Raw genomic sequence first — 22,698 nt, 5'->3', positions numbered from 1 at the left:
CATGTTCGATCGTACTTATGTGGGGCTGGATGTGCATGCTCAGAACGTCGTCGCCTGTGCCCTGGACACGGCCACCGGCGAGATCGTCCGGGACAAGATGGCCTGCGACCCGGTGGCCGTGACCGCCTGGCTGGAACGCTTCGACCCCGAGCATCTGCAAGTGGTCTACGAGGCCGGACCTACCGGCTTCGGGCTGGCCCGGCACCTGCGCCTACACGGCATCGACTGTGTGGTCGCGGCCCCGTCCAAACTGCTGCGCGCCCCCGGCGACCGGGTTAAGACGGACAAGCGCGACGCGATGGGCCTGGCCAGGATCCTCTCGCTGGGCCAGATCACCCAGGTGCGGGTTCCCACCCTGGGCCAGGAAGGGCTGCGGGACCTCTCCCGAGCCCGGATGGCCGCGGCGAAGGACCTGGCCCACTGCCGGCAGCGGATCAACTCGCTGCTGCTGCGCCACGGACTCCACTACCCGGAGAAGAGCCGGTGGACCAGCCCACACCTTGCCTGGCTGGGCCGGCAACGCTTCGACTCGACGGCCACGGCATCGACCCTCGAGTCCTACCTCGAGCAGCAGGTGCTGCTGATGCAGCATCTGAAGCGGCTCGAGGCCGAGATCACCGAACAGGCCAAGAACTCCGAGTATGCGCAGGTGATCAACGCGCTGATGTGCTTCCGGGGGATCGACATCACCACCGCCTACGGGCTCGCCGTGGAGATCGGCGACTGGACCCGCTTCACCGGATCGTCCATCGGCGCCTACCTGGGGCTGGTGCCCTCCGAGCACTCTTCCGGGGCCTCTCGGGCCCAGGGCCCGATCACCAAGGCCGGCAACACCTACGCCCGGCGCCTGCTCGTGGAAGCCGCCTGGCAACACGACCGGCCGTTCAGACGCCCCGGGACCAGGCTGCTGCGCCAGCTCCAGCTCGTGGACTCGGCAACCCGGATCCGGGCGCTGGAGGGCAACCGGCGTCTGCACCGGGCCTGGGAGCGGTTCAACGCCCGAGACAAGCTGCGCACCAAGGCCAACACCGCCATCGCCCGGGAACTGGCCGGCTGGTGCTGGTCGGTCGCCGCACCGCTACAACAAGCCGTCCAGGACAAGGCCTGGCCGGTGCCGGAAGGAGCCGCGATGAACGCGGCCTGAACCCCCTGAACGTACCCTGCGGACCGCGTGGGGCGATGAGGCAGCACGTGGAGCCAACCCGAGACCTGACTATGGACAACCGAGACCCCGGTCCCGGCGACGCCCGACTCTAGACCTCGGAATGCTCCTGCCGAACAATCGTCATGCGGTACCCAACCCGCGAATATCAGTCTGACCCTGTCGTCGACAAGACGCGCCTACGCCCCACCACCGCAGCGGTACATGAAGAACGGCCCCGGACACCGACTGGTCCGGAGCCGTTCTTCTCTGCCACTTGACAAACGAAGCTACATATCAGTCATCCGGTGGTCCGTCGGCAGGTCGTCCGTCCCACGCGGACGTCCGCCTGCTCTAGACCGAGCGGTCGGGGTGGGACAGCGCCTCGGTGACCAGGAACGCCATCTCGAGGGACTGCTGATGGTTCAGCCGCGGGTCCACCAGCGTCTCGTAGCGGTCGGCGAAGGCCGACTCATCGATCGGGTCAGAACCGCCCAGGCACTCCGCCACATCGTCACCGGTCATCTCCACATGCAGACCTCCCGGGTACGTCCCGGCGGCTCGGTGGACCTCGAAGAAGCCACGCACCTCGTCCATGACGTCGTCGAACCGGCGTGTCTTGTACCCGTTGGCGGCGGTGACCGTGTTTCCGTGCATCGGGTCGGTGACCCACAGCGGCTGGGCTCCGGAATCCCGGACCGCTTCCACCAGGGCGGGCAGGTTCTCCCGGATCCTGCCGGCACCCATCCTGGTGATGAAGGTCAGCCGGCCCGGCTCGCGTTCGGGATCGAGCTTGTCGATGAGCGCCAGAGCGTCCTCGGGTCTCGTGGTGGGCCCGAGCTTCACGCCGATCGGGTTCCGGACCTTGGAGAGGAACTCGACATGGGCGCCGTCCAGGTCACGGGTCCGCTCGCCGATCCACAGGAAGTGCCCGGAGGTCGAGTACGGCAGGCCGGAGCGGGAGTCGATACGGGTCAGGGCCCGTTCGTAGTCCAGCAGCAGCGCCTCGTGGGCCGTGAAGAAGTCCGTGCGACGCAGGGCACTGAAGTCCACACCCGCGGCGTCCATGAACCGCACCGCACGATCGATCTCGCCCGCGAGCTCCTCGTAGCGGGAGTAGGCGGGATTCTTCATGAAACCCTGGTTCCAGGCATGCACGGACCGCAGGTCGGCGAATCCACCCTGGGTGAAGGCGCGGACCAGGTTCAGCGTGGCGGCGGAGGTGTTGTAGGCCTGGACCATGCGCTGCGGATTGTGACGCCGGGACTCCGGGGTGAAGTCGAATCCGTTGACGATCTCGCCGCGGAAGGACGGCAGGGTGACGCCGTCCCGGGTCTCGGTGTCCGAGGACCGGGGCTTGGCGAACTGGCCGGCCATCCGGCCCATCTTCACCACCGGCAGCGAGGCACCGTATGTCAGGACCACGGCCATCTGGAGAATGGTCTTGACCCGGGCACTGATCTTGTTGGCCGTGGCGCCGGCGAAGGTCTCGGCGCAGTCACCACCCTGGAGCAGGAAGGCCTCGCCCTGGGCGGCTGCGGCCAACTGGGTGCGGAGCACATCCACCTCACCGGCGAACACCAGCGGCGGGGCGGAGGACAGCTCCGCCATGGCGGACTCGAACTCGGCCGGATCCTCCCAGGTGGGTTGCTGGGACACCGGCTTCGACCGCCAGTCATCCAGGCCGGGATAGTCGGCCGCGCCATTGGATTGGGCTGAGCCGAAGGCCGGGAAGTCTGTGGTGGGATCCGAAATCATGGTTACAGGGTACGGAACCCGGGCCGTGGATGCGTGCTTGTGACCTACTGCGCGTCCGGTGCGTCCGCGGCAGGCTGGCTCTTCACGGTGGCGGCATAGACGTCCACGTATTCCTGGCCGGAGAGCCGCCGGATGGCCTCCACGATCTGGTCGGTGACCTGCCGCTCCACGAAGCGGTCGCCCGCGCGGTCGTAGTACTCCGAGAAGTCCAGGGGCTGGCCGAAGATCATGCCCACGCGGCGGATGCTGGGGATGGTGCGGCCGATGGGCTGAACCTTGTCCGTGCCGATCATCGCAATCGGCACCACGGGAACCCGGGCGTTCAGGGCGAGCTTGGCCACGCCCAGCTTGCCCCGGTACAACCGTCCGTCCGGGCTGCGGGTGCCCTCCGGATAGATCCCGAGGAGCTTGCCGTCCTGCAGCACCTCGAGGCCGGACCGGAGCGAGTCGAGCGAGGCCTTGCCCCCGGCGCGGTCCATGGGCAGTTGGTTGGTGGCCTCGAAGAACTTGCGGGTGATCCACCCCTTGGGTCCCTTGCCCGAGAAGTACTCCTTCTTGGCCAGGAAGTGCACCTGCCGATCCAACTGGGCCGGCATGAAGATGGAGTCGGACACCGAGAGATGGTTGCTGGCCAGGATGGCCGCCCCCTCCTCGGGCACATTGTTCAGCCCCTTGACCCAGGGGCGGAACAGGAGGTTCGTCACGGGTGCCACCACGAAGGTCTTGGCGAACCAATAGAACACGGAAGGTGAACCTCTCCTCAGACGGTGCGGACCGGCACCAGTCTAGTACTACAGTCGCGCTTATTTCCTGCCTTGTCGGCGTTTTAACCGGGTTCTCGGTCCGGGTCGTGTTAATCATTGGCCATGGACGAGGATATCTGTGTGGCCGAGGTAAGGGAATGGGCAGAGGGGCTGGAGGAGGTCCGGGAGCTTATCGCGCCCCGGTTCGCCCGGTCCGAGCCGCGGGCCAACGCCGTGGACTACCTGCAGGGCCTGCTCTCGCAGGCCGAGCGCAAGAACTCCTGGACCCTTTCCGAACGGGCCGGGCAGGGAACCCCGGATGCCATGCAGCGGCTGCTGTCGACCACGGACTGGGATCCCGATGGGGTCCGCGACGACCTGGCCTCCTACGTGGCCAGGCACCTGGGCGACGACGAGGGGATCCTGGTCGTGGACGAGACCGGATTCCTGAAGAAGGGCTTCCGCTCGGCCGGGGTTGCCCGCCAGTACTCCGGCACCGCCGGGCGGATCGAGAACGCCCAGATCGGTGTGTTCCTGACCTACACCGCACCGGCCGGACGCACATTCCTGGACCGCGAGCTCTACCTGCCCAAGGCCTGGACCGAGGACGCCGACCGGTGCGCGGCCGCCGGGATCCCCGCCGATCGGGCCTTCGCGACGAAGCCGGAACTGGCTGCCACCATGATCGACCGGGCCCTTCACGCCGGGGTCCCGGCGAAGTGGGTGACCGGGGACGCGGTCTACGGCCAGCACGCCGGGCTGCGGGCAGGCCTGGAGGACCGGGGGGTGCACTACGTGCTGGCCGTTCCGTCGAACCAGCGCGTCATCGCCGCCACCGGCCGGCTCGGTGCCAAGGTCCGCGCCGATGAGCTCGTCACCGCGCTGTCCGGCCGGTCCTGGCGGACCCGTTCGGCCGGGGAGGGCTCCAAGGGCCAGCGCCGCTACGGGTGGGCGAGGGTCCGGATTAAAGGGCCCAACGACGAGAACGCCGAGCACTGGCTACTGGCCCGGCGCTCCCTGGCCGACCCGGAAGACATCGCCTACTACCTCTGCCACACGCCCAAGCGGGTGTCGCTTGATCAGATGGTGCGGGTGGCCGGGGCTCGCTGGGCCATCGAGGAGACCTTCCAGACGGCCAAGGGCGAAGCCGGACTGGACCACTATCAGGTGCGTCAGTACACAGGCTGGTACCGGCACATCACGCTGTCCATGCTCGCCCACGCCTTCCTGACCGTGATCCGGTCCAAAAAAGGGGGCCCGGTGACGGGGAGCTGATCGCCTTGACGCTGCCGGAGATCAGGCATCTGATCACGACCCTCCTCTGGGTTCCCCCGCCTCGACCGGACCACACCCTACAGCGATCACTGTGGCGCCGACGACACCAACAACGCGCCCAATACCATCACTACCAGGCCCGCGGACATCCTCTACAAACGCGACTGTAGTACTAGGAGTATGGAGCCACCATGGCGGCTAGGCTGGCGTGATGGATCCCCTGCAGAGGCCGATGTCCCTGGGCGGCGCCCCGGACGGCGTTCTGGCCCGCGGTCACGGCTCCACCGCCGTTGCGCTGTTCCATGGCTTCACCTCGGGCCCGTTCTCGGTGGCCCCGTGGGCCAAGGCCCTCGCACAGGCCGGGGCCGATGTCGAGGTACCCTTGCTGCCCGGCCATGGCACCCGGTGGGAGGACCTGGAACGTGTCACCGCCGCGGACTGGCGTGCCACCGCCCGTCAGACCGTCGATGACCTGCTCGCCACCCACGAGCACGTGTTCGTGGCAGGACTGTCCATGGGCGGCGCCCTCGCCCTCGACGCCGCCGCCCACCGGCCGGTCGCGGGGGCCGTGGTCGTGAACCCGGCCCTGCGGTTCGCCTCCGCGGCCGCACCCCTGGCCGGGCTGCTCCGTCTCGCCGTCCGCACCGCCGCCCCCATTGCCAATGACACCGTGCGCCCCGATGCGGACGAACGAGCCTATCCCCGCACCCCGCTGGCCGGCGTACGCCAGATCGGCGCGGTGCAGGCGGCGGCCCGTCGCGCCCTGCCGGACATCGATTCACCGGTGCTGGCGTTCCGCTCCACCACCGACCACGTGGTTGCGCCTTCCTCGATGACCACCCTGGGGCGCGGGCTGGAGCCAGGCCTGCTGACGGTCCGCCCGCTGTACAACAGCTATCACGTGGCCACCCTGGACTGGGACGCCGGCCTCATCCACGACGAGTCGATCGCCTTCATGTCCGCCACCGTGGATTCCCGGCTCCGGGAAGGACTGTCATGACGGAACGCCGGGATGGATCTCACGGTCACGAGCACGACGGCGAAGGAGACCGCGAGCACGAGGACCAGGCCGAGATCGACCGCCAGTGGCAACAGATCGTCGAGGGCTTCGGCCCGATCGAGCCGTCCGGGCCCGCCCTCGAACCGCCCACGGCGGAGCGGCCCGACCTCGCCTCATATTTCGCCGAGACACCGGCGTGGGGGCCGCGGGACTACACCGTCGACGATGAGGACGAGGGTGACTTCGTCCCGCCCGACCCGCCTGCCCTGGCGACGGGACGCCCGGCCATGGTCCTGAGCGTGGTCGGACTGATCGGCGGCCCGGCGGCACTGCTGCTGGCCGCACTCTTCTGGCCCGGCATCCCCGGCGTGATCGTCACGGTCCTCATCGCCGCCTTCGTGGCCGGGGCGGTCGGCCTGTTCCTGTCCCTGCCCCGGGACCAGGATCGCCGTGACCCCTGGAACGACGACGGCGCCCAGGTCTAGGGTCCCGGCAGGGTTCCGCGGTGGCGGACTACCATGCCGGCGAGGTGACTGGCCCGGATGACAGCGACCACACGGGCCAGCCCGCGCGTTCCAGCGAAACGCCCGCTGCCCCCACCCATCCGGACCGATTGCCCAAGGTCGCGACCGAGACCGACGGCAGAGGACGGCGTCGTCCGCCGGGAAGGTGCCGGGCCAATTCCTCTCGCGCCGGTCCCAGCAGGAACTCCCCTGCGGCGGCCACACCCCCGCCGATGACGAACCGTCCCGGATCCAGGACGGCTGCCAGTGTGGCCAGGCCGCGGCCGAGCCACCGGCCGGTGACGGCCACGGCGTCTCGGCAGACCGGGTCTCCGGCCAGGGCGTCGTCGATGGCGGCACGCGCCGAGGCCCGTCCGGCACGGGCCGCCAGGGCATCGGCGGAGACCAGCAGTTCCCAGCAGCCGGTATTGCCACACGGGCACGGTGGGCCGGCCGGGTCCATGGTCATATGCCCGAACTCACCGGCCATGCCGTGCTCGCCGATGTCCACGGCGCCGTCCCGGACCAGTGCACCACCGATCCCGGTGCCGATGGCCACCAGGACCATCCGGTCCGGGCCCGCGGCAGACGGCGCCAAGCGGGCCTCGGCCCAGGCCGCCGCGTCGGCGTCGTTGATCACCGAAGGCACCCGTACCGTCGTCGATGCGTGACCGCTCGACTCTCCGGGTGCCAGGGGAAGCCCGGTGAGGCCGGACAGCGCCCGGGAGAGGTCCTGCGGCAGGGCACGGTCCCGCCAGCCGGCCAGGTGCGGGCTGAACACCGACCGACCGCTGGGCGGATCGATCCAGGCCGCGGCGGACACGCCCCACACCACGGGGAGGCCGGGCCAGCGGGAGCGGAGGCCGCCGTACTGGTCCCGGGCGATGGCGGCACACAGGGCGGACAAGGCGTCTCCGTCCGATTCGACCTGGTGTTCGACCCGGGTCTCGGCGGCCTCGATCGCGGAGCCTCCGCCACCCGGCAGGACCGTCCCGGTCAGTGTCCCGCCGGCGGTCAGCACCACCGTTCCTGCCTTCACGGCGCCCCCGCCCACGTCCAGGCCGATGGCCGCGGCGACCGGTGTACTGACAGCTCGATCCTCGTCAGCCACGTCCAGACCCCCTTCGGTCACCCGCCCGGCCTCCCGGCCCAACCGGTGCTCCCGGTCCACCGACACGGTGCGGCGTCGCGCCGCCGGTTACCGACGGGTAGTATGATCACGATTGTGGTACAGGCCACACCGGTTCCGGGCTTGTCCTGTAAGGTCAAAAGCCCCGGGCACCCCCGCCCGGGCCGGTCGGCACCGAAGAGCGCCACATCGCCACACAGCGGCACCGCCAAGCACCAGGAGCGCACGTTGAAGGAATACATTACCCCTCCCACGGTCCAGGTCCCCCAGGAGACGAACATCACCGATCTCCTCGAACAGCAGGTCCTCGCTGATCCCCAGCGGCCACTGTTCGCCCGTCAGACCTCACCCGGCCAGTGGACCGATGTCAGTTCCTCCGCCTTCCATGAGGATGTCCGCACCTTAGCCCGTGGCCTGGCCGCCGCCGGGCTCGAGGCCGGGGACCGGATCGGGATCATGTCCCCCACGCGCTACGAGTGGACCCTCGTGGACTTCGCCATCTGGTACGCCGGGGCGGTGACGGTCCCCATCTACGAGACCTCCTCCCCCAGCCAGGTGGCCTGGATCGTCTCGGATGCCAACGTGCGTGCCGTCGTCTGCGAGACAGCCCGCCACCGCGCCGTGGTGGAGACGGCCATCCGTCAGGAACAGCTCGACCCCCTGGTGGACAGCTGGCTGATCGAGGCTGACGGACTGGACCAGTTGCGCTCCCTGGCAGCCCGGGGGCCGGACGAGGACGTCATGGAGTCTCGCCGCACCGCCGCCAACCTGCCCGATCTGGCCACCATCATCTACACCTCGGGCACCACCGGAAAGCCCAAGGGCTGTGAGCTCACCCACGGCAACTTCGCCGAGCTCAGCCTGCAGGCGCTCGGGACCGACCTGGCCGGGATCGTCAACCCCCGCTCCAGCACCGTCATGTTCATTCCCCTGGCGCACGTCTTCGCCCGCTTCATCTCCGTGCTGGCGCTGGCCGCTGGCGCCAAGGTGGGTCACACCTCGGACATCAAGCAGCTGGTCCCGGACCTGCAGTCCTTCAAGCCGACCTTCCTGCTGGCCGTCCCCCGCGTCTTCGAGAAGGTCTACAACTCGGCCCAGCTGAAGGCGGAGACCGGCGGCAAGGGGAAGATCTTCGCCGCCGGGGCACAGACCGCCATCGACTATTCGAAAGCCCTGTCCGATGGCAAGGTCCCCCTCATGCTGCGCGCCAAGCATGCACTCTTCGGCAAACTGCTCTACGGCAAGATCCGTGATGCCATGGGCGGGCAGGTGGCGCATGCCGTGTCCGGTGGCGGCCCCCTCGGCGCCCGCCTGGGACACTTCTTCCGCGGCATCGGTGTCAACATCATGGAGGGCTACGGCCTCACGGAGACCACCGCCCCGGTCACCGTGAACCTGCCCAGCGCGGTGAAGATCGGCACGGTCGGCAAACCACTGCCGGGCAACGGCGTCCGCATCGCCGACGACGGCGAGATCCTGGCCCAGGGCGTCTGCCTGATGCGTGCCTACCACAACCGGCCGGACGTCACCGAGAAGGAGATCGTGGACGGCTGGTTCCACACCGGGGACATCGGCTCCCTGGATGACGACGGCTACCTGACGATCACCGGCCGCAAGAAGGAGATCATTGTCACGGCCTCCGGCAAGAACGTGGTGCCGGCTGTCCTGGAGGACCAGGTCCGTGCGGACGCCCTCGTCTCGCAGTGCGTGGTGGTCGGCGACAATCGCCCGTTCGTGGCGGCACTGGTGACCCTGGACGCGGAGATCCTGCCGGGTTGGCTCCAGCAGCACGGCATCGCGGCGGACACTCCGGTGGAGGAACTGGCCACCCATCCGGTGGTGGTGGAGCATGTGCAGTCCGTGGTGGACAAGTCCAACCAGTCGGTCTCCCAGGCGGAGTCCATCCGGGCCTTCCGGATCGCACCGGTGGACTTCTCCATCGAGTCCGGCCAGCTGACCCCGTCGCTGAAGATCAAGCGCAACGTGGTACTGGAGGACTTCGGCGGCCTGGTCGAGGAGATCTACGGGGCGCCCAAACCCGCGTAGGACCTACACGAGTCCGCTGTCCGGGACCTCCAGGCCCAGCAGGGCGTTCTCCACGACCTCACTCAGGGCCGGGTGGATCCAGTACTGGCCGCGGGCCAGCGTATGGGCGTCCACGCCGAAACTCATGGCCTGCACCAGCAGCTGAATGAGGTTCGGGGCTTCATGGCCGATGAGATGCGCCCCGATCAACTGCCCGCTCTGTCGGTCGGCGATGAGCTTGCACAGGCCCGAGGTGTCCTCCATGGCCCAGCCATAGGCCACGTCGCCGTACTCCTGGACCTTGACGCTGATCCGGTCACGGCCGTACTCGGCCACTGCCTGAGCCTCGGTCAGTCCGGCCGACCCGATCTGCGGCCTGGTGAACACGGCGGAGGGAATCGGTCCGAGCGTATTGGCCCTCAGGTCCTCCGGATGTTCCAGATTGTGGGAGACGATCCGCTGATCGTGGTTGGCCACGTGTTTGAGCTGGTGCTCACTGGAGATGTCCCCCAGCGCCCACAGCCCCGGTACCGGTGCTCCTCCGGAGAGCAGCCGCTGGTACTCGTCCACCACCAGCCGGCCGTCACCGTGCACGTCCAGGCCGGCGGAGCCCGGGTCCAGCCGGTCGGTGTTCGGGGTCCGCCCCTGGGCCACGAGGACCGCCTCGGCGTCAATCACCATCGTGGCGCCCTCCAGCCCCTCCAGATGCACCGCGACCCACCCAGACTCCGTCTCTTCGATCCGGGACACGGTCCATCCGGTCTCGAGCCGCCACTGCCGGGAGGCGAGTTCGGTGAACCGCTCCGAGATCGTCTCGTCATGGCTGCGCAGCAACTGCGAGGAGCGGTTGACCTGGACCACCGAGGAACCGAGGCCGGAGAAGACGGCGGCGAATTCGGCGGCGATGAATCCTCCGCCGAGCACCACCAGCGTCTCGGGCAGCGTCGGCAGCCGCATGATCGAATCCGAGGTGTGCACCTGTGGCAGGTCGATGCCCTGAACGTCAGGAAGCACCGGCCGGGAACCCGCGGCCACCACGATGGTCTCGGCTTCCAGGACCCGCCCGCTCGCCGTCGTCAGCTGGCGGGTGCCGGTGAACCGGCACTCCTCGGTGATGACGGTGGTGTGGTCCAGCTCCTGGTCTCGGTACCGGAAGCCGCCCGCGGAGATCGCATCGATCCGGGAGAAGATCCGGTCCCGGATCCCGGCCCAGTCCGCCCCGCCGAACTGCAAGTCCACGCCCAGCCGTCCGGACTCCGCCGGGACGGCCGCCAGGGAGGCCGGGTAGGCGAACATCTTCGTGGGGATGCAACCGACGTTGAGGCAGGTGCCACCGAAGACCCCGGCGTCGATGATCGCCACCCGCCGGCCGTCCCAGTAGGGGGTGACCAGCGAGTTGCCGGAACCGGAGCCGATGATGATCAGGTCGAACGTTGAGGTGGTGTCGGTGCCCATGGTCCCAGACTACGGTCCATGGGCACCGTCCCTGGCCTGATCTCGCTGGACGACCCGGGTGTCAGTCCACGACGAGGAGCAGGTCCCCACCCTCCACGGGGGTGGTCCCGCCCAGCACCACGCGGGACACGGTCCCGCCGGCCTGGGCCGTGATGGCCGCCTCCATCTTCATGGCTTCGATGGTGGCCACGGTGGCGCCGGCCTCCACCGCATCGCCCTCGGCGACGTTGACCGTCACGACCCCGGCGAACGGTGCGGCGACGTGACCGGTGGACGCGGGGTCCGCCTTCTCGGCGGCGCGGGCCGTCGACTCCACGGACCGGTCCCGGACCGTGATCTGGCGCGCCTGCCCGTTCAGGGTCACCATGACGGGCCGCAGTCCCTTGGCATCGGGCTCGCCGATCGCCTGCAGCGTCGCCAGCAGGCGGACGCCCTTGCCCAGGGAGATGACGTGTTCCTGCCCCGTCACCATGCCGTAGAGCCAATCGCGGGTGTGAAGGACCGAGGTGTCTCCGAACTCGTCCCGATTGGCCTCGAACTCCTGCGTGGGGCCCGGGAACAGGAGCCGGTTCAGCGTCGCCTGACGGGGGGCTCCGGTCTCGGCCAACGACGCGCGGTCCTCGGCCGAGAGCTCGGCCTCCGGGCGGCGCTGGCCCCGGTTCTGCAGGGCCCGGCTGCGGAACGGTTCCGGCCAGCCTCCCGGCGGGTCGCCCAGCTCACCGGAGAGGAAGCCGATGACGGAGTCCGGCACATCGAAGTCCTGCGGGTTCTCGGCGAAGGCGGCTGGGTCCACGTCCATGCCGACCAGCTGGAGGGCGAGGTCGCCGACCACCTTGGAGCTGGGAGTGACCTTGACGATGTTCCCCAGCATGGCGTTGGCCGCCTCGTACATCTTCTCGATCTGTTCGAACCGGTCTCCCAGTCCCAGGGCGATCGCCTGCTGGCGCAGGTTGGAGAGCTGGCCGCCGGGAATCTCGTGGCGGTACACGCGGCCGGTGGGGGCCGAGAGCCCGGATTCGAAGGGTCGGTAGATCTCCCGGATCGTCTCCCAGTACGGCTCGAGTCCCGCTGCGTGGTCCAATCCCAGTCCGGTGTCCCGTTCTCCATGCTCCAGGGCGGCGACGAGGGCTGACATCGGGACTTGGCTGGTGGTGCCGGCCATGGAGGCCACGGCGGTGTCCACCGCGTCGACCCCGGCGTCCGCCGCGGCCAGCAGCGTCGCCAGCTGCCCGCCGGCCGTGTCGTGCGTGTGCAGGTGCACCGGCAGGTCGAACTCGCTGCGCAGGGCACCGACCAGTTCCTTGGCGGCCTGGGGTCGCAGCAGTCCGGCCATGTCCTTGATGGCGAGGACGTGCGCGCCGGCATCCACCATCTGCCGGGCGAGCCCCAGGTAGTAGTCGAGCGTGTACAGCTTCTCGGACGGATCCAGCAGGTTGCCCGTGTAGCACAGGGCCGCCTCCGCGACGGCGGTCCCGGTGGCCCGGACCGCCTCGATGGCGGGCGCGATCTGGCTGACGTCGTTCAGGGCGTCGAAGATGCGGAAGATGTCCACGCCGGTGTCCGCGGCCTCCTGCACGAAGGCGTTGGTCACCTCGACCGGGTACGGGGTATAACCCACCGTATTGCGGCCGCGCAGCAGCATCTGCAACGGGATGTTCGGCAGCTCCTCCCGCAGCAGCCGCAGCCGGGCCCACGGGTCCTCGGCCAGGAAGCGCAGCGCGACGTCATAGGTGGCCCCGCCCCATGCCTCGACGGAGAGCAGGCCCGGCAGGGTGTGGGCGACGGCTGGCGCGGCAGCCAGCAGATCTCGCGTACGGACCCTCGTGGCCAACAGCGACTGGTGGGCGTCGCGGAAGGTGGTGTCCGTGACGGCCAGTTCGGTGCGGGAACGTAGCTCCGCGGCGAAGCCCTCAGGCCCCTTATCCAGCAGCACCTGGCGCCATCCGGCCGGTGGCTGGATGGACGACGGGCCGTCAAAGGGACTGCGGTCCGGCTCCTCGGACTTGTCCCCCGGGAAGTGCGGCAGCTTGTCCCGGGGATCGATCCCGTCCACCCGCGGACCGTGCGGCTGGTTCACGGTGACGTCGGCCAAGTACTGCAGGGCCTTGGAACCGCGGTTCTGGCTGCGGTTCACCTGGGCCAGCTCCGGGTGGGCGTCGATGAAGTCGGTGGCCACGTCCCCGGCCACGAAGCTCGGATCATCCAGCACGTTCATCAGGAAGGGGATGTTGGTGGCGACGCCGCGCACGCGGAACTCGGCCAGGGCGCGCCGGGTGCGGCGCACCGCCGTCGGGTAATCGCGGCCGCGGCAGCTGAGCTTGACCAGCATCGAGTCGAAGTGCGGACTGATCTCGGCGCCGGTGTAGATGGTGCCGCCGTCGAGCCGGACGCCGGAGCCACCGGCCGAGCGGTAGGCGGTGATGGTGCCGGTATCCGGCCGGAAGCCGTTCGACGGATCCTCGGTGGTGATGCGGCACTGCATCGCGGCCCCGCGGATCCGCAAATCCTCCTGATGGATGCCGAGTTCGTCCAGGCTGTGCCCCGCCGCGATCCGCAGCTGGGAGGCCACGAGGTCCACGTCCGTGATCTCCTCGGTGACCGTGTGCTCCACCTGGATGCGCGGGTTCATCTCGATGAACACGTGCTGCCCGGCCCGCTCACCGGCCGTGTCCACGAGGAACTCGACCGTGCCGGCGTTGACGTAGTTCATGGCGCGGGCGAACTTCACCGCGTCGGCGTACAGCGCCTCACGGATGGAGTCGTCCAGGTTGGGGGCGGGGGCGATCTCGATGACCTTCTGGTGGCGCCGCTGCATGGAGCAGTCACGTTCGAAGAGGTGGACCGTCTCCCCCGTCGAGTCGGCCAGCACCTGGACCTCGATGTGCCGTGGCCGCAAGACGGCCTGCTCGAGGAACATGGTGGGGTCGCCGAAGGCGGTCTCAGCCTCGCGCATGGCCGCGTTCAGGGCGTCCGGCAGGTCGGCCGGGGTCTCGACCCGGCGCATGCCGCGGCCGCCACCGCCGGCCACGGCCTTGACGAAGATCGGGAAGCCGATGTCCTCGGCCTGGGACACGAGCCAGTCCACGTCCGAACTCGGCTCCGAGGACTTCAGCGTCGGGATCCCGGCGGCCTTGGCCGCTCGCAGGGCCTCAACCTTGTTGCCCGTCAGCTCCAGGACGTCGGCCGGCGGACCGACGAAGGCGATGCCCGCCTCCTCGCAGGCGCGGGCCAGCCCGGCGTTCTCCGACAGGAAGCCGTACCCGGGGTAGATGGCGTCACAGCCGGACTCCGTGGCCACCCGGATGATCTCGTCCACATCCAGGTAGGCACGGATCGGGTGCCCTTCCTCACCGATGCGGTAGGCCTCGTCTGCCTTCTGCCGGTGAATGGAGTTCCGGTCTTCGTAGGGGAACACCGCCACCGTGCGGGCCCCCAGCTCATAACAGGCGCGGAAGGCGCGCACGGCAATCTCGCCGCGGTTGGCCACCAGCACTTTGGTGAACATGCCATCGGTCGTCCTCGGGGACATGGGACCTCCTCGGTGGCCGGCGGATCTGCCGGCCGACGTTATCGCGCTGGTCGCGCTCAGGTGAACTACCTCGTTGTGGCTCACATCACGCGCAAGTTTTGCACACGCCGGAGCTCTGGCCCTATGACGCCCGTCACATGAAGACCAGCACTAGACTAGGGGCTGGTCCTCCGGCCATTCATCGGTCGTGGCCCGCCTTCGCCGACCGCGCCCCACCACAGTCAGGATTCCCACGCCGTGCAGATCATCTCCATTTCCAGCCTCAAGGGCGGGGTCGGCAAGACTTCGGTCACCCTCGGACTGGCCTCCGCGGCGCGGGCCCAGGGCATCCCCACCCTGGTGGTGGACATGGACCCCCATGCCGATGCCACCACGGGGCTCGGCGTCAAGCAGGGCCAGGATATCCAGGGCAGAGACGACATCGGCACCCTGCTGGACCGCCCCCGGCGCGTGAGCCTGGCCGATCACGTCATCGCGTCCGGTTGGCCTGACCTCACGGCGGGGGCCGCCGAGGCCGGCGTCCACGGTGGGACCAAGGTCCTCGACGTGGTGCGCGGCTCGTCCCGCACGTCCCTCTTCGAACGACCCACCACTCGACTGCGTGAACTGCGGCGGCTGAGCACGCTGCTGGAGTCCGTGACCAAGTACGCCCTGGTGCTGATCGACTGCCCGCCCGCCCTGAACGGTGTCACCCGCATGGCCTGGGCGGCCTCCACGGACGTCCTGCTGGTGGCCGAGCCGAGCCTGTTCTCCGTGGCGGGCACAGAGCGGACCCTGCGGGCGCTCGACCTGTTCCGGAAGGAGTACGCCCAAGGGGTCCGTTCCACCGGGGTGGTCGCCAACCGCGTGCGCCCGGCCAGCACGGAGCACCAGTTCCGCCTGGGTGAGATGGAGCGGATGTATGGCGACCGCCTGCTCCCCGTCGCCATCCCCGAACAGGGCAATTGGCAGCAGATCCAGGGCGCCGCCTGGCCCGTCCACGCCTGGCCCGGGGAAACGGCGGCCCAATCCGCCGAACTCTTCGAGGAGTTGCTCGCTTCTCTGCACCGGCCGCAGGGACGCCGCAGCCAGCGCCGGCACTGACAGGCCGTCGCTGGTTCACCGCTGACGCCCTCACGATGCCGTCTGCGGACCGGCACCCACTGACGCGCAGGACCACACACGACGACGGCCCCGCGCCTCTCCGAGAGAGGTGCGGGGCCGTCGTCGTTCCCTCCGGTGCGGGTCACCACCACCGGTGGAGGTGACCCGCGGCGCGCAGAGGACTGGGCGTCGCCTGAAGGCTCAGGAGGCAGACTTGCGGCGCGTGCGCCGCTGGGACAGTTCGTCACCGGGGAATTCTTCGGGGGTGCCCGCGTGGAGTTGCTCGGACGGCAGTTCGGCCAGCGACCCCTCGACCTCGCGCCACACGCGGCCCACCGCGATGCCGAACACCCCCTGACCGCCCTGGACCAGGTCGATGACCTCATCGGCAGACATGCATTCGTAGACCGAGGCGCCGTCGCTCATGAGGGTGATCTGTGCCAGGTCGTCCACGCCGCGCTCCCGCAGGTGCTCCACGGCCGAGCGGATCTGCTGCAGGGAGACCCCGGTGTCCAGCAGACGCTTGACGACCTTCAGCACGAGGATGTCACGGAACGAATAGAGCCGCTGGGTGCCTGATCCGCTGGCGCCCCGGACGGTGGGGACCACCAGGCCGGTGCGGGCCCAGTAGTCGAGCTGACGGTAGGTGATGCCGGCGGCCTTGCACGCGGTCGGACCGCGGTAGCCGGCGCCCTCGTCAAGGACGGGTAGGTCTTCGGTGAACAGCATGCCCTGCGCAGGGGTGCGCGGGGGTGACTCGTGATGCGCATCCGGGGACTGCCCGGCCTCGCCCTTCGGACTCACTGGAACCCTCCTGGTCATGGTTCCACACTGGGGAAGGAAGTGCCCGGCGGCCCGGATCGGCGATCAGTGCCGGGCATCGGCCCGGCACCCGACCACCGATCGGTGCGATTGGACCGATAGGCAATGTGGAACCTCTGAACACGACGGTATGCCCGGACGGGTCCACGGTCAAAGACCTCGTGCATTCTTCCCCGTGCGTGTCGCCGGGCCGCCGGTGGTCAGGCGCGGGATTCGGGACATCCGGTCACCTCCGGCGACCGCACGCCTCCGCGGCGGACCCGGCGATCAGGACTGGCCGGAGCCGCCGTCGGCGAAGTCCTCCGGGTCCACGTTGTCCAGGAACTCCCGGAACCGGTTGAGCTCCGCATCACGCTCCGCGGCGCCGGTGACCCCCGTGACAGCCTCGTCCACCCCGTCGTCGGAGTCCTCGGGGTCATCGTCGCCGTCTTCGGCCTGTTCCGGGTCCACCCCGGCCGATTCCAGCACCTCGGCCGCGCAGAGGACCGGCGCCTCGGCGCGCAACGCACAGGCGATCGCGTCCGACGCGCGGGCGTCCACCCGCGCGCCGTTGTCCAGGATCAGCTCGGCATGGAAGACGGCGTCCTCGACCGAGCCGATGCGCACCGACTCCAGTGCGGTGCCCGTGGCCGAGAGGACCTCGATCAACAGGTCGTGCGTCATGGGACGAGGTGGGGTGAGCCCCTGTTGCCACAGGGCGATGGCACTGGCCTCGGGTGCCCCGATCCAGATGGGGACCAGGGTGCCCGTGCCGGGATCCTGGAGGAGGACCAGGGGCTGGTTCCCGGGCAGCTCGACTCGCACGCCCAGGACTGTCATCTCGACATCCGGCAGGTTCATGCTGGCACCCTCACGTGTCCAGATCGGCCACGGCTGCCGCCACGAGTGCGCTGTGCAACCCCAGGCAGGCCTCACTGAGCTCCCGCGCGGCATCAGCCATCCGGGCATTGGCGGCGGCGTCCTTGCGGGTGGCCAGAGAGGCCGTGGCCCGTTCGATGAGGCCGAGCTCGCGGTCGGCCGCGGCCCGGAAGGGACGAAGATGGCGCGGTTCCAGACCGTGGGCGGCCAGGACGACGGCGGACCGCGTCGCCTTGAGGGCGTGCTCGGAATAGCGCCCGTTCTCATCCGGCGACACCATGCCGAACTGCTCCAGGGACTCCAGCAGCTGGCTGGTGGCCCCGGAGATCCCCTGCAACTCGGCCCGGGTGAGCGGGCGGGTGTGCCCGGCCAACTCCTGGGCCAGCTGGTCGGACACCGACCGCGGGGTCAGGGTGAGCCCCCCGGGCAGGGATTCGGGGTGCTCACCGCGGTCCACGGCGTCGAGGTAGTCCTTGATGACCTTCAGCGGCAGGTACTGGTCCCGCTGCAGGGCGAGGATGAAGCGCAAGCGGTCCACGTCGGCGTCGGTGTACTTGCGGTAGCCCGCCGCGGTGCGGCGGGGCGTGATGAGCCCCTTCTCCTCGAGGAAGCGGATCTTCGAGGCGCTGACCTGCGGGAAGTCCCCCTTCAACTCCGCCAGGACCTCACCGATGTTCATGACGGCGCGGTTGCCTCCGGTCGCGGCGGCGGATGCGGCGGAAAGGGGGCGGCGGGAAGCTGCTGCGCTCACGGATGTCCTCGGTCGTTGGTCGAAGTGGCGGTCGTCGTCAGGGCGGGCCGGCCCTCATAGGCCGGTTGACTCAGACGGCGGGGCGCTGGGTACCGGCGTAGAACGTGAGCCGGAACTTGCCGATCTGCACTTCCATCCCGGACCGCAGGGCCACGGAATCGACCCGGTCGTGGTTCACGTAGGTCCCGTTCAAGGAGCCGGAGTCCACGATCACGAACCCCTCGCCGGAGCGGCGGAACTCGGCGTGCTTCCGGGAGACGGTGACGTCATCGAGGAAGATGTCGGCGTTGGGGTGGCGGCCGGCCATCGTCGAGTCCTGGTCCAGGAGGAACCGTGCACCCTGGTTGGGCCCGGCATGGGCCACCAGGAGGGCCGAGCCGATCGGCAGGGCGTTGATGGCCGCGCGGTCCTCTGCGTCGAGCGAGCGGTCGGGCGACGAGCCCAGATCGGGCAGCCCGATGCTGGTGGTCAGCGCCTCCGGCTCGGTACCCGTGTTCCGGCCGTCCGGTTGCTGGGTCCCGTCCTGTGACATGGCTCCTCCGAGGATGTGTCCGACCGATCGCGGCGAACCGGATGGTCGTGGTGGCTTCGTGACCTGACTAGCCTACCTGCTGGCGGTAACCCTCCGCATCGAGCAGGCCGTCAACCTGTGCGGGGTCCGAGACGGTCATCTCCAGGAGCCAGCCGTCCCCGTACGGATCGGAGTTCACCGTGGCCGGATCGGCGTCCAGGGTCTCGTTACGGGCCGTGACGGTGCCGGAGACCGGCGCGAAGAGGTCACTGACGGACTTGGTGGACTCCACCTCGCCGACCGTGGAGCCAGCGGTGATCTCCGCGCCCACCTCGGGCAGGTCCACGTAGACGACGTCACCGAGGGCATCCTGGGCGAAGTCGGTGATGCCGATGCGGACGACACCGTCGGCGTCCGGCCCGGTGACCCATTCGTGTTCGGCGCTGTAGCGAAGCCCCTCGGGGATATTGCTCATGGTTCCTCCAGATCACAGGTGTGAGGTCCGGCCCGTGCAGGCCTCGCGGTACACCGACGACACTACTGGCCTCCGCAGCGGGGTGCCAATGCCGCAGGACGCGGGCTCCCGACGGCGGCCAGCACCTCGACGACCCGGCCGCGCTCGGGCGCGGACACCGGTTCCAGGATCCGCTCCTGCACCCGCTCCACGGCCGGCCAGAGCTCGCCGACGAGTGACCGACCCGCCGCCGTCAGGGAGACCAGACGCGAGCGCCGGTCGTCCGGATCGGGGCTGCGCGCCGTCCAGCCCCGGGCCTCGAGGCGACGCAGCACATCGGAGGCACTGGACCGGTCCAGGGCGGCCAGTCCGCCCACGGTGCCCTGACCGGCGGGGCCGGACGTGGCCAGGGCCAGCAGGACGGCGAACTGTGGGCCGGTGATGAGCCCGCCCAGCTCGTCGGCCCACAACACCGTGTGACGTTGCTGGGCCAGCCGGATCAGGTGGCCGGGACGCCGGTCCCCCTCCGTTGGGCGCACCCCAGGCGCACCCGGAGCGCCGGCCGTGCCCGCCGCGTCGGGCTGACCGGCGAGGTCCACGAGCCGGCCCCGGAGCCAGTCACGGTCACCGGCGGACAGGGGCGCCATCAGCCGCTCCTGCACCGTGCGGACGGCTGGCGTCAATCCCTCCAGAGCCACCGCGGCGGGCACGGGCAGGGTGATGACATGCCGCCGCGCATCGGTGGGGTCACGCTCCCGCCGCAACCACCCTTGCCCCTCCAGACGGCGGATCACCCCGGCCACCGTGGTCCGGTCCAGCCCAGCGGCCCGCCCGACGGACAGCTGGTCCAGGGGTTCCTCGGCCGCGGCCACGGTGAACAGCACCGAGTACTGCGGCGATGTCAGCAATCCGCCCACGGCGTCCGCCCACAGCGCGTGGTGCACCTGGTGGCACCGGCGCAGCTGATGCCCCACGAGGACCGTCGAATCCATACGGGTCTCCCCCAAATGTTCAGTACACGGATGAAAAGCTTTTTCCAGCATACTGTGGTTCACATCACCAGCTTGCGCTAGGATCAGGACAGAATCATGCAGTACACGGATGATCTAGTCGATGTTGGAGAAGAAGGAGTCCCATGCAATACCACCTGGACGGCTACCGCTACGGAGATCCCACGATCGAGCCGGCCGCCCCCGGCCGTGATGCCGGGCAGGGCCCCCTGCCGGAGGAGGTCGATGTCCTGATCGTCGGCACCGGCCCGGCCGGCACCGTTCTGGCCGCCCAGCTGGCCGAGTTCCCGGAGATCACCACCCGCGTGGTGGAGCGGCGCCAGGGTCCGCTGCCCGTGGGTCAGGCCGATGGTGTCTCCTGCCGCACCGTGGAGATGTTCGACGCCTTCGGCTTGGCCACCTCGTTGCTGGACGAGGCGTACTGGGTCAACGAGACCACGTTCTGGTCCCCGTCCTCCCAGGACCGCGGGGGCATCACGCGCACCGGCCAGATCCAGGACGTCGCGGACGGTCTCAGCGAGTTCCCGCACGTGATTGTCAACCAGGCCCGCATGCAGGAAATGCTGTTGGCCAAGGCGTCGAAGTCCGCGTCCCGGCTGGAGGTCGACTACGGGTTCAAGGCCCTCGGCGTGGACATCCCGGAGGACCCCGAGGCACCGGTGACGGTCAACCTGGAGGTCACGGACCAGGACGGCAAGGGCACCGGAACCACCCGCACCGTCCGGGCCCGCTACGTCGTCGGATGCGACGGTGCCCGCTCCGTCATCCGGACCTCGATCGGACGGTCTCTGCACGGCGACGCCCAGAATCATGCCTGGGGCGTGATGGACATCCTCCCGGTCACCGACTTCCCGGACGTCCGCAAGAAGGCCGTCATGCAGTCCGCGTCCGGTTCCCTGCTCCAGATCCCCCGCGAGGGCGGGAACCTGGTGCGCTACTACGTGGACCTCGGTGACCTTCCCGAAGGTGACCGGAGCGTCCGCGAGCGCACGACCTTCGAGGACATCCTCGCTGCCGCCCAGCGGGCGCTGCACCCCTACACGCTGGAGGCCAAGGATGTGGCCTGGTGGAGTGTGTACGAGGTCGGTCAGCGGGTGACGGACGGTTTCGATGACGTGCCGGCAGAACGCGTCGGATCCCTGGACCCGCGGGTGTTCATCGCCGGGGACGCCTGTCACACGCACTCCGCCAAGGCGGGGCAGGGCATGAACGTGTCCATGCAGGACACCTACAACCTGGGCTGGAAGCTCTCCGCCGTGCTGCAGGGCCGCTCACCGAAGTCGTTGCTGGCCACCTACTCCGGCGAGCGGCAGAAGATCGCCCGGGAACTCATCGACTTCGACAAGCGCTGGTCCAAGATGATCGGCTCCAAGGTCTCCGACCCGAACGACCCGGAGTCCGGGGGCGTCGCCGCGAACGACGTCGAGGCGCACTTCGTCGCCGGCGGAAAGTTCACAGCCGGGCTGTCCACGGTGTACGAGCACTCCCTCCTGACGGGGGGAACGGAGTATCAGGCTCTGGCTCCCGGATTCGAGGTCGGGGCCCGGTTCCACTCCGCACCGGTCGTCCGCGTGGCGGATGCGAAGCCGACGCAGCTGGGCCACGTGCACGAGGCGGACGGCCGCTGGCGCCTGTACGCGTTCGGCGACGCCGCGGCCGCCGGATCCGAGGCCTCGGCCCTCGGCGCCCTGCTGGATTTCCTGGACACCTCCGAGCAGTCTCCCCTCCGCCGCTTCACTCCGTCCGGGGCCGCGGACGACGCCGTGTTCGATGTCCGGGCGATCTTCCAGCAGGAGCACCATTCCGTGGACCTGAACGTCCTGCCGCCGTTGCTCCTGCCGGCCAAGGGCAGGTTCGGCCTCCGCGACTATGAGAAGGTCTTCTCCGCCGAGAGGACCACTGGCCGCCTCCTGGGGAACGTCCCCGGCCTACACGCCACCCAGGACATCTACGACCTGCGTGGCATCGACCGTGAGCGGGGCGCCCTCGTGGTCGTCCGCCCGGACCAGTACATCGCCCAGGTCCTCCCGTTGGAAGCCCACACCGAGTTGGCGGACTTCTTTGCCGCGTTCATGCTCAATCAGGGCGTAGATCAGGGCTGAGCCTGACGGGGCGGGCCCGGTGGACAGGGTACTCAGTCCACCGGGTCCATCCCGGCCACGTAGGCCGCCTGGCCCACGTGCTGCAGGGCGTCGGCAAAGACACTGACCAGCCGCACCGCACGGGTGACCGGCGGGTCCCACTGCCGGTCGATCACCTCCGCGAGGTCCTCCTCTGACAGGGTCTCGAGATAGTCCAGGGACTGTTCGGTCACGGCCGCCAGGTACTCGCGCAGCACGTCCTGGTCCCGCACGACGACGGCCCGCGCCGCATCCTTCGGCTGACCGTAACCATGCTCATCGGCCGGTACGTCCGGGCCGAACCGACCGGCCCAGCCCTGGGCGGTCCACAGCTGGTCATGCCCGCCCAGGTGGGCGATCTGGGCGTCGATCTCACGGCCCGAGTGCCACAGCAGCCAGGCAATAGAATTGGGGTGGCCGCCCGGGTGGGCGTTCACGTTGGCGGTGCCGATGCGATCCCAGACCAGGTCCAGCTCATCGAGGGGGCGGCGGGCGAGTTCCTGCAACACAGCGATCGAGTTCATGGACCCA

Annotated in this window: 18 protein-coding genes and 1 pseudogene; 7 read left to right on the top strand and 12 right to left on the bottom strand. The window is 69.3% G+C overall.

All coding sequences use genetic code 11. The annotated features are described in order from the left end of the window. Window position 1: 1 nt before the first annotated feature. A complete protein-coding gene (locus tag AB0333_RS02760; protein WP_366217241.1) occupies window positions 2-1,144 on the top strand; it encodes an IS110 family transposase in 1,143 nt (380 codons plus the stop codon). 351 nt (window positions 1,145-1,495) lie between these two features. On the opposite strand, the gene AB0333_RS02755 is transcribed toward AB0333_RS02760, so the two are convergent. Further along, window positions 1,496-2,899: a class II 3-deoxy-7-phosphoheptulonate synthase gene (locus AB0333_RS02755; protein WP_366217240.1), complete on the bottom strand. Its 1,404-nt coding sequence runs from the start codon at window positions 2,897-2,899 to the stop codon at window positions 1,496-1,498. Between the two features lie 44 nt (window positions 2,900-2,943). Next, window positions 2,944-3,642, bottom strand: a complete 699-nt coding sequence (locus AB0333_RS02750; RefSeq protein ID WP_366217239.1) for a lysophospholipid acyltransferase family protein — start codon at window positions 3,640-3,642, stop codon at window positions 2,944-2,946. Window positions 3,643-3,765: 123 nt separating this feature from the next. Here AB0333_RS02750 and AB0333_RS02745 point away from each other — a divergent pair. The 3 genes and pseudogenes from AB0333_RS02745 (at window position 3,766) to AB0333_RS02735 (ending at window position 6,402) form a co-directional block, all read left to right on the top strand. Further along, a pseudogene (locus AB0333_RS02745) lies at window positions 3,766-5,087 on the top strand (IS701 family transposase). A gap of 41 nt (window positions 5,088-5,128) precedes the next feature. Then, window positions 5,129-5,917: an alpha/beta fold hydrolase gene (locus AB0333_RS02740; RefSeq protein WP_366217238.1), complete on the top strand. Its 789-nt coding sequence runs from the start codon at window positions 5,129-5,131 to the stop codon at window positions 5,915-5,917. Continuing rightward, a complete protein-coding gene (locus tag AB0333_RS02735) occupies window positions 5,914-6,402 on the top strand; it encodes a hypothetical protein (RefSeq protein ID WP_366217237.1) in 489 nt (162 codons plus the stop codon). Before AB0333_RS02740 ends, AB0333_RS02735 begins: the two co-directional genes overlap by 4 nt. A gap of 28 nt (window positions 6,403-6,430) precedes the next feature. Here the strand turns inward: AB0333_RS02735 and AB0333_RS02730 are convergent, their stop codons facing one another. Continuing rightward, entirely contained in the window at window positions 6,431-7,531 is a 1,101-nt protein-coding gene (locus tag AB0333_RS02730; RefSeq protein ID WP_366217236.1) for an ROK family protein, read from the bottom strand. A gap of 246 nt (window positions 7,532-7,777) precedes the next feature. On the opposite strand from AB0333_RS02730, the gene AB0333_RS02725 reads away from it, so the two are divergent. Next, window positions 7,778-9,595 carry an AMP-dependent synthetase/ligase gene (locus AB0333_RS02725; RefSeq protein WP_366217235.1) on the top strand — a complete coding sequence of 606 codons (1,818 nt, stop codon included), beginning with the start codon at window positions 7,778-7,780 and terminating at the stop codon, window positions 9,593-9,595. Between the two features lie 3 nt (window positions 9,596-9,598). Here AB0333_RS02725 and AB0333_RS02720 read toward each other — a convergent pair whose 3' ends face one another. Together AB0333_RS02720 and AB0333_RS02715 are read right to left on the bottom strand one after the other, a co-directional pair. Beyond that, window positions 9,599-11,029, bottom strand: coding sequence for a mycothione reductase (locus AB0333_RS02720; RefSeq protein ID WP_366217234.1), 1,431 nt, complete (start codon window positions 11,027-11,029; stop codon window positions 9,599-9,601). Between the two features lie 61 nt (window positions 11,030-11,090). Further along, window positions 11,091-14,534: a pyruvate carboxylase gene (locus AB0333_RS02715; RefSeq protein WP_366217552.1), complete on the bottom strand. Its 3,444-nt coding sequence runs from the start codon at window positions 14,532-14,534 to the stop codon at window positions 11,091-11,093. Between the two features lie 261 nt (window positions 14,535-14,795). On the opposite strand from AB0333_RS02715, the gene AB0333_RS02710 reads away from it, so the two are divergent. After that, entirely contained in the window at window positions 14,796-15,641 is an 846-nt protein-coding gene (locus tag AB0333_RS02710) for a ParA family protein (RefSeq protein ID WP_366217233.1), read from the top strand. Window positions 15,642-15,842: 201 nt separating this feature from the next. Here the strand turns inward: AB0333_RS02710 and AB0333_RS02705 are convergent, their stop codons facing one another. From AB0333_RS02705 to AB0333_RS02680, 6 genes are all read right to left on the bottom strand, one after another. Beyond that, window positions 15,843-16,445, bottom strand: a complete 603-nt coding sequence (locus AB0333_RS02705; protein ID WP_366217232.1) for a MerR family transcriptional regulator — start codon at window positions 16,443-16,445, stop codon at window positions 15,843-15,845. 285 nt (window positions 16,446-16,730) lie between these two features. Beyond that, complete coding sequence (locus AB0333_RS02700; RefSeq protein ID WP_366217231.1) at window positions 16,731-17,303, bottom strand: bifunctional nuclease family protein; 573 nt, start codon at window positions 17,301-17,303, stop codon at window positions 16,731-16,733. A 10-nt stretch (window positions 17,304-17,313) separates the two neighbouring features. After that, window positions 17,314-18,000 carry a MerR family transcriptional regulator gene (locus AB0333_RS02695; RefSeq protein ID WP_366217551.1) on the bottom strand — a complete coding sequence of 229 codons (687 nt, stop codon included), beginning with the start codon at window positions 17,998-18,000 and terminating at the stop codon, window positions 17,314-17,316. 142 nt (window positions 18,001-18,142) lie between these two features. Then, on the bottom strand, window positions 18,143-18,604 hold the full coding sequence (locus AB0333_RS02690; RefSeq protein ID WP_366217230.1) for an FHA domain-containing protein: 462 nt from the start codon (window positions 18,602-18,604) through the stop codon (window positions 18,143-18,145). Between the two features lie 67 nt (window positions 18,605-18,671). Further along, a complete protein-coding gene (gene gcvH, locus AB0333_RS02685) occupies window positions 18,672-19,058 on the bottom strand; it encodes a glycine cleavage system protein GcvH (protein ID WP_366217229.1) in 387 nt (128 codons plus the stop codon). A gap of 62 nt (window positions 19,059-19,120) precedes the next feature. Next, a complete protein-coding gene (locus AB0333_RS02680) occupies window positions 19,121-20,029 on the bottom strand; it encodes a MarR family transcriptional regulator (protein ID WP_366217228.1) in 909 nt (302 codons plus the stop codon). 143 nt (window positions 20,030-20,172) lie between these two features. Between AB0333_RS02680 and AB0333_RS02675 the strand changes: the two genes are divergently transcribed. After that, window positions 20,173-22,149 carry an FAD-dependent monooxygenase gene (locus tag AB0333_RS02675; protein ID WP_366217227.1) on the top strand — a complete coding sequence of 659 codons (1,977 nt, stop codon included), beginning with the start codon at window positions 20,173-20,175 and terminating at the stop codon, window positions 22,147-22,149. A 32-nt stretch (window positions 22,150-22,181) separates the two neighbouring features. On the opposite strand, the gene AB0333_RS02670 is transcribed toward AB0333_RS02675, so the two are convergent. Continuing rightward, window positions 22,182-22,691 carry a DUF664 domain-containing protein gene (locus tag AB0333_RS02670; RefSeq protein ID WP_366217226.1) on the bottom strand — a complete coding sequence of 170 codons (510 nt, stop codon included), beginning with the start codon at window positions 22,689-22,691 and terminating at the stop codon, window positions 22,182-22,184. Window positions 22,692-22,698 lie beyond the last annotated feature (7 nt).

It is taken from the genome of Citricoccus sp. NPDC079358, assembly GCF_040702545.1.
Taxonomy (GTDB): Bacteria; Actinomycetota; Actinomycetes; order Actinomycetales; family Micrococcaceae; genus Citricoccus.
The sequence above is the reverse complement of the archived record's forward strand: the minus strand, read 5'-3'. Positions and strand labels throughout refer to the sequence as shown.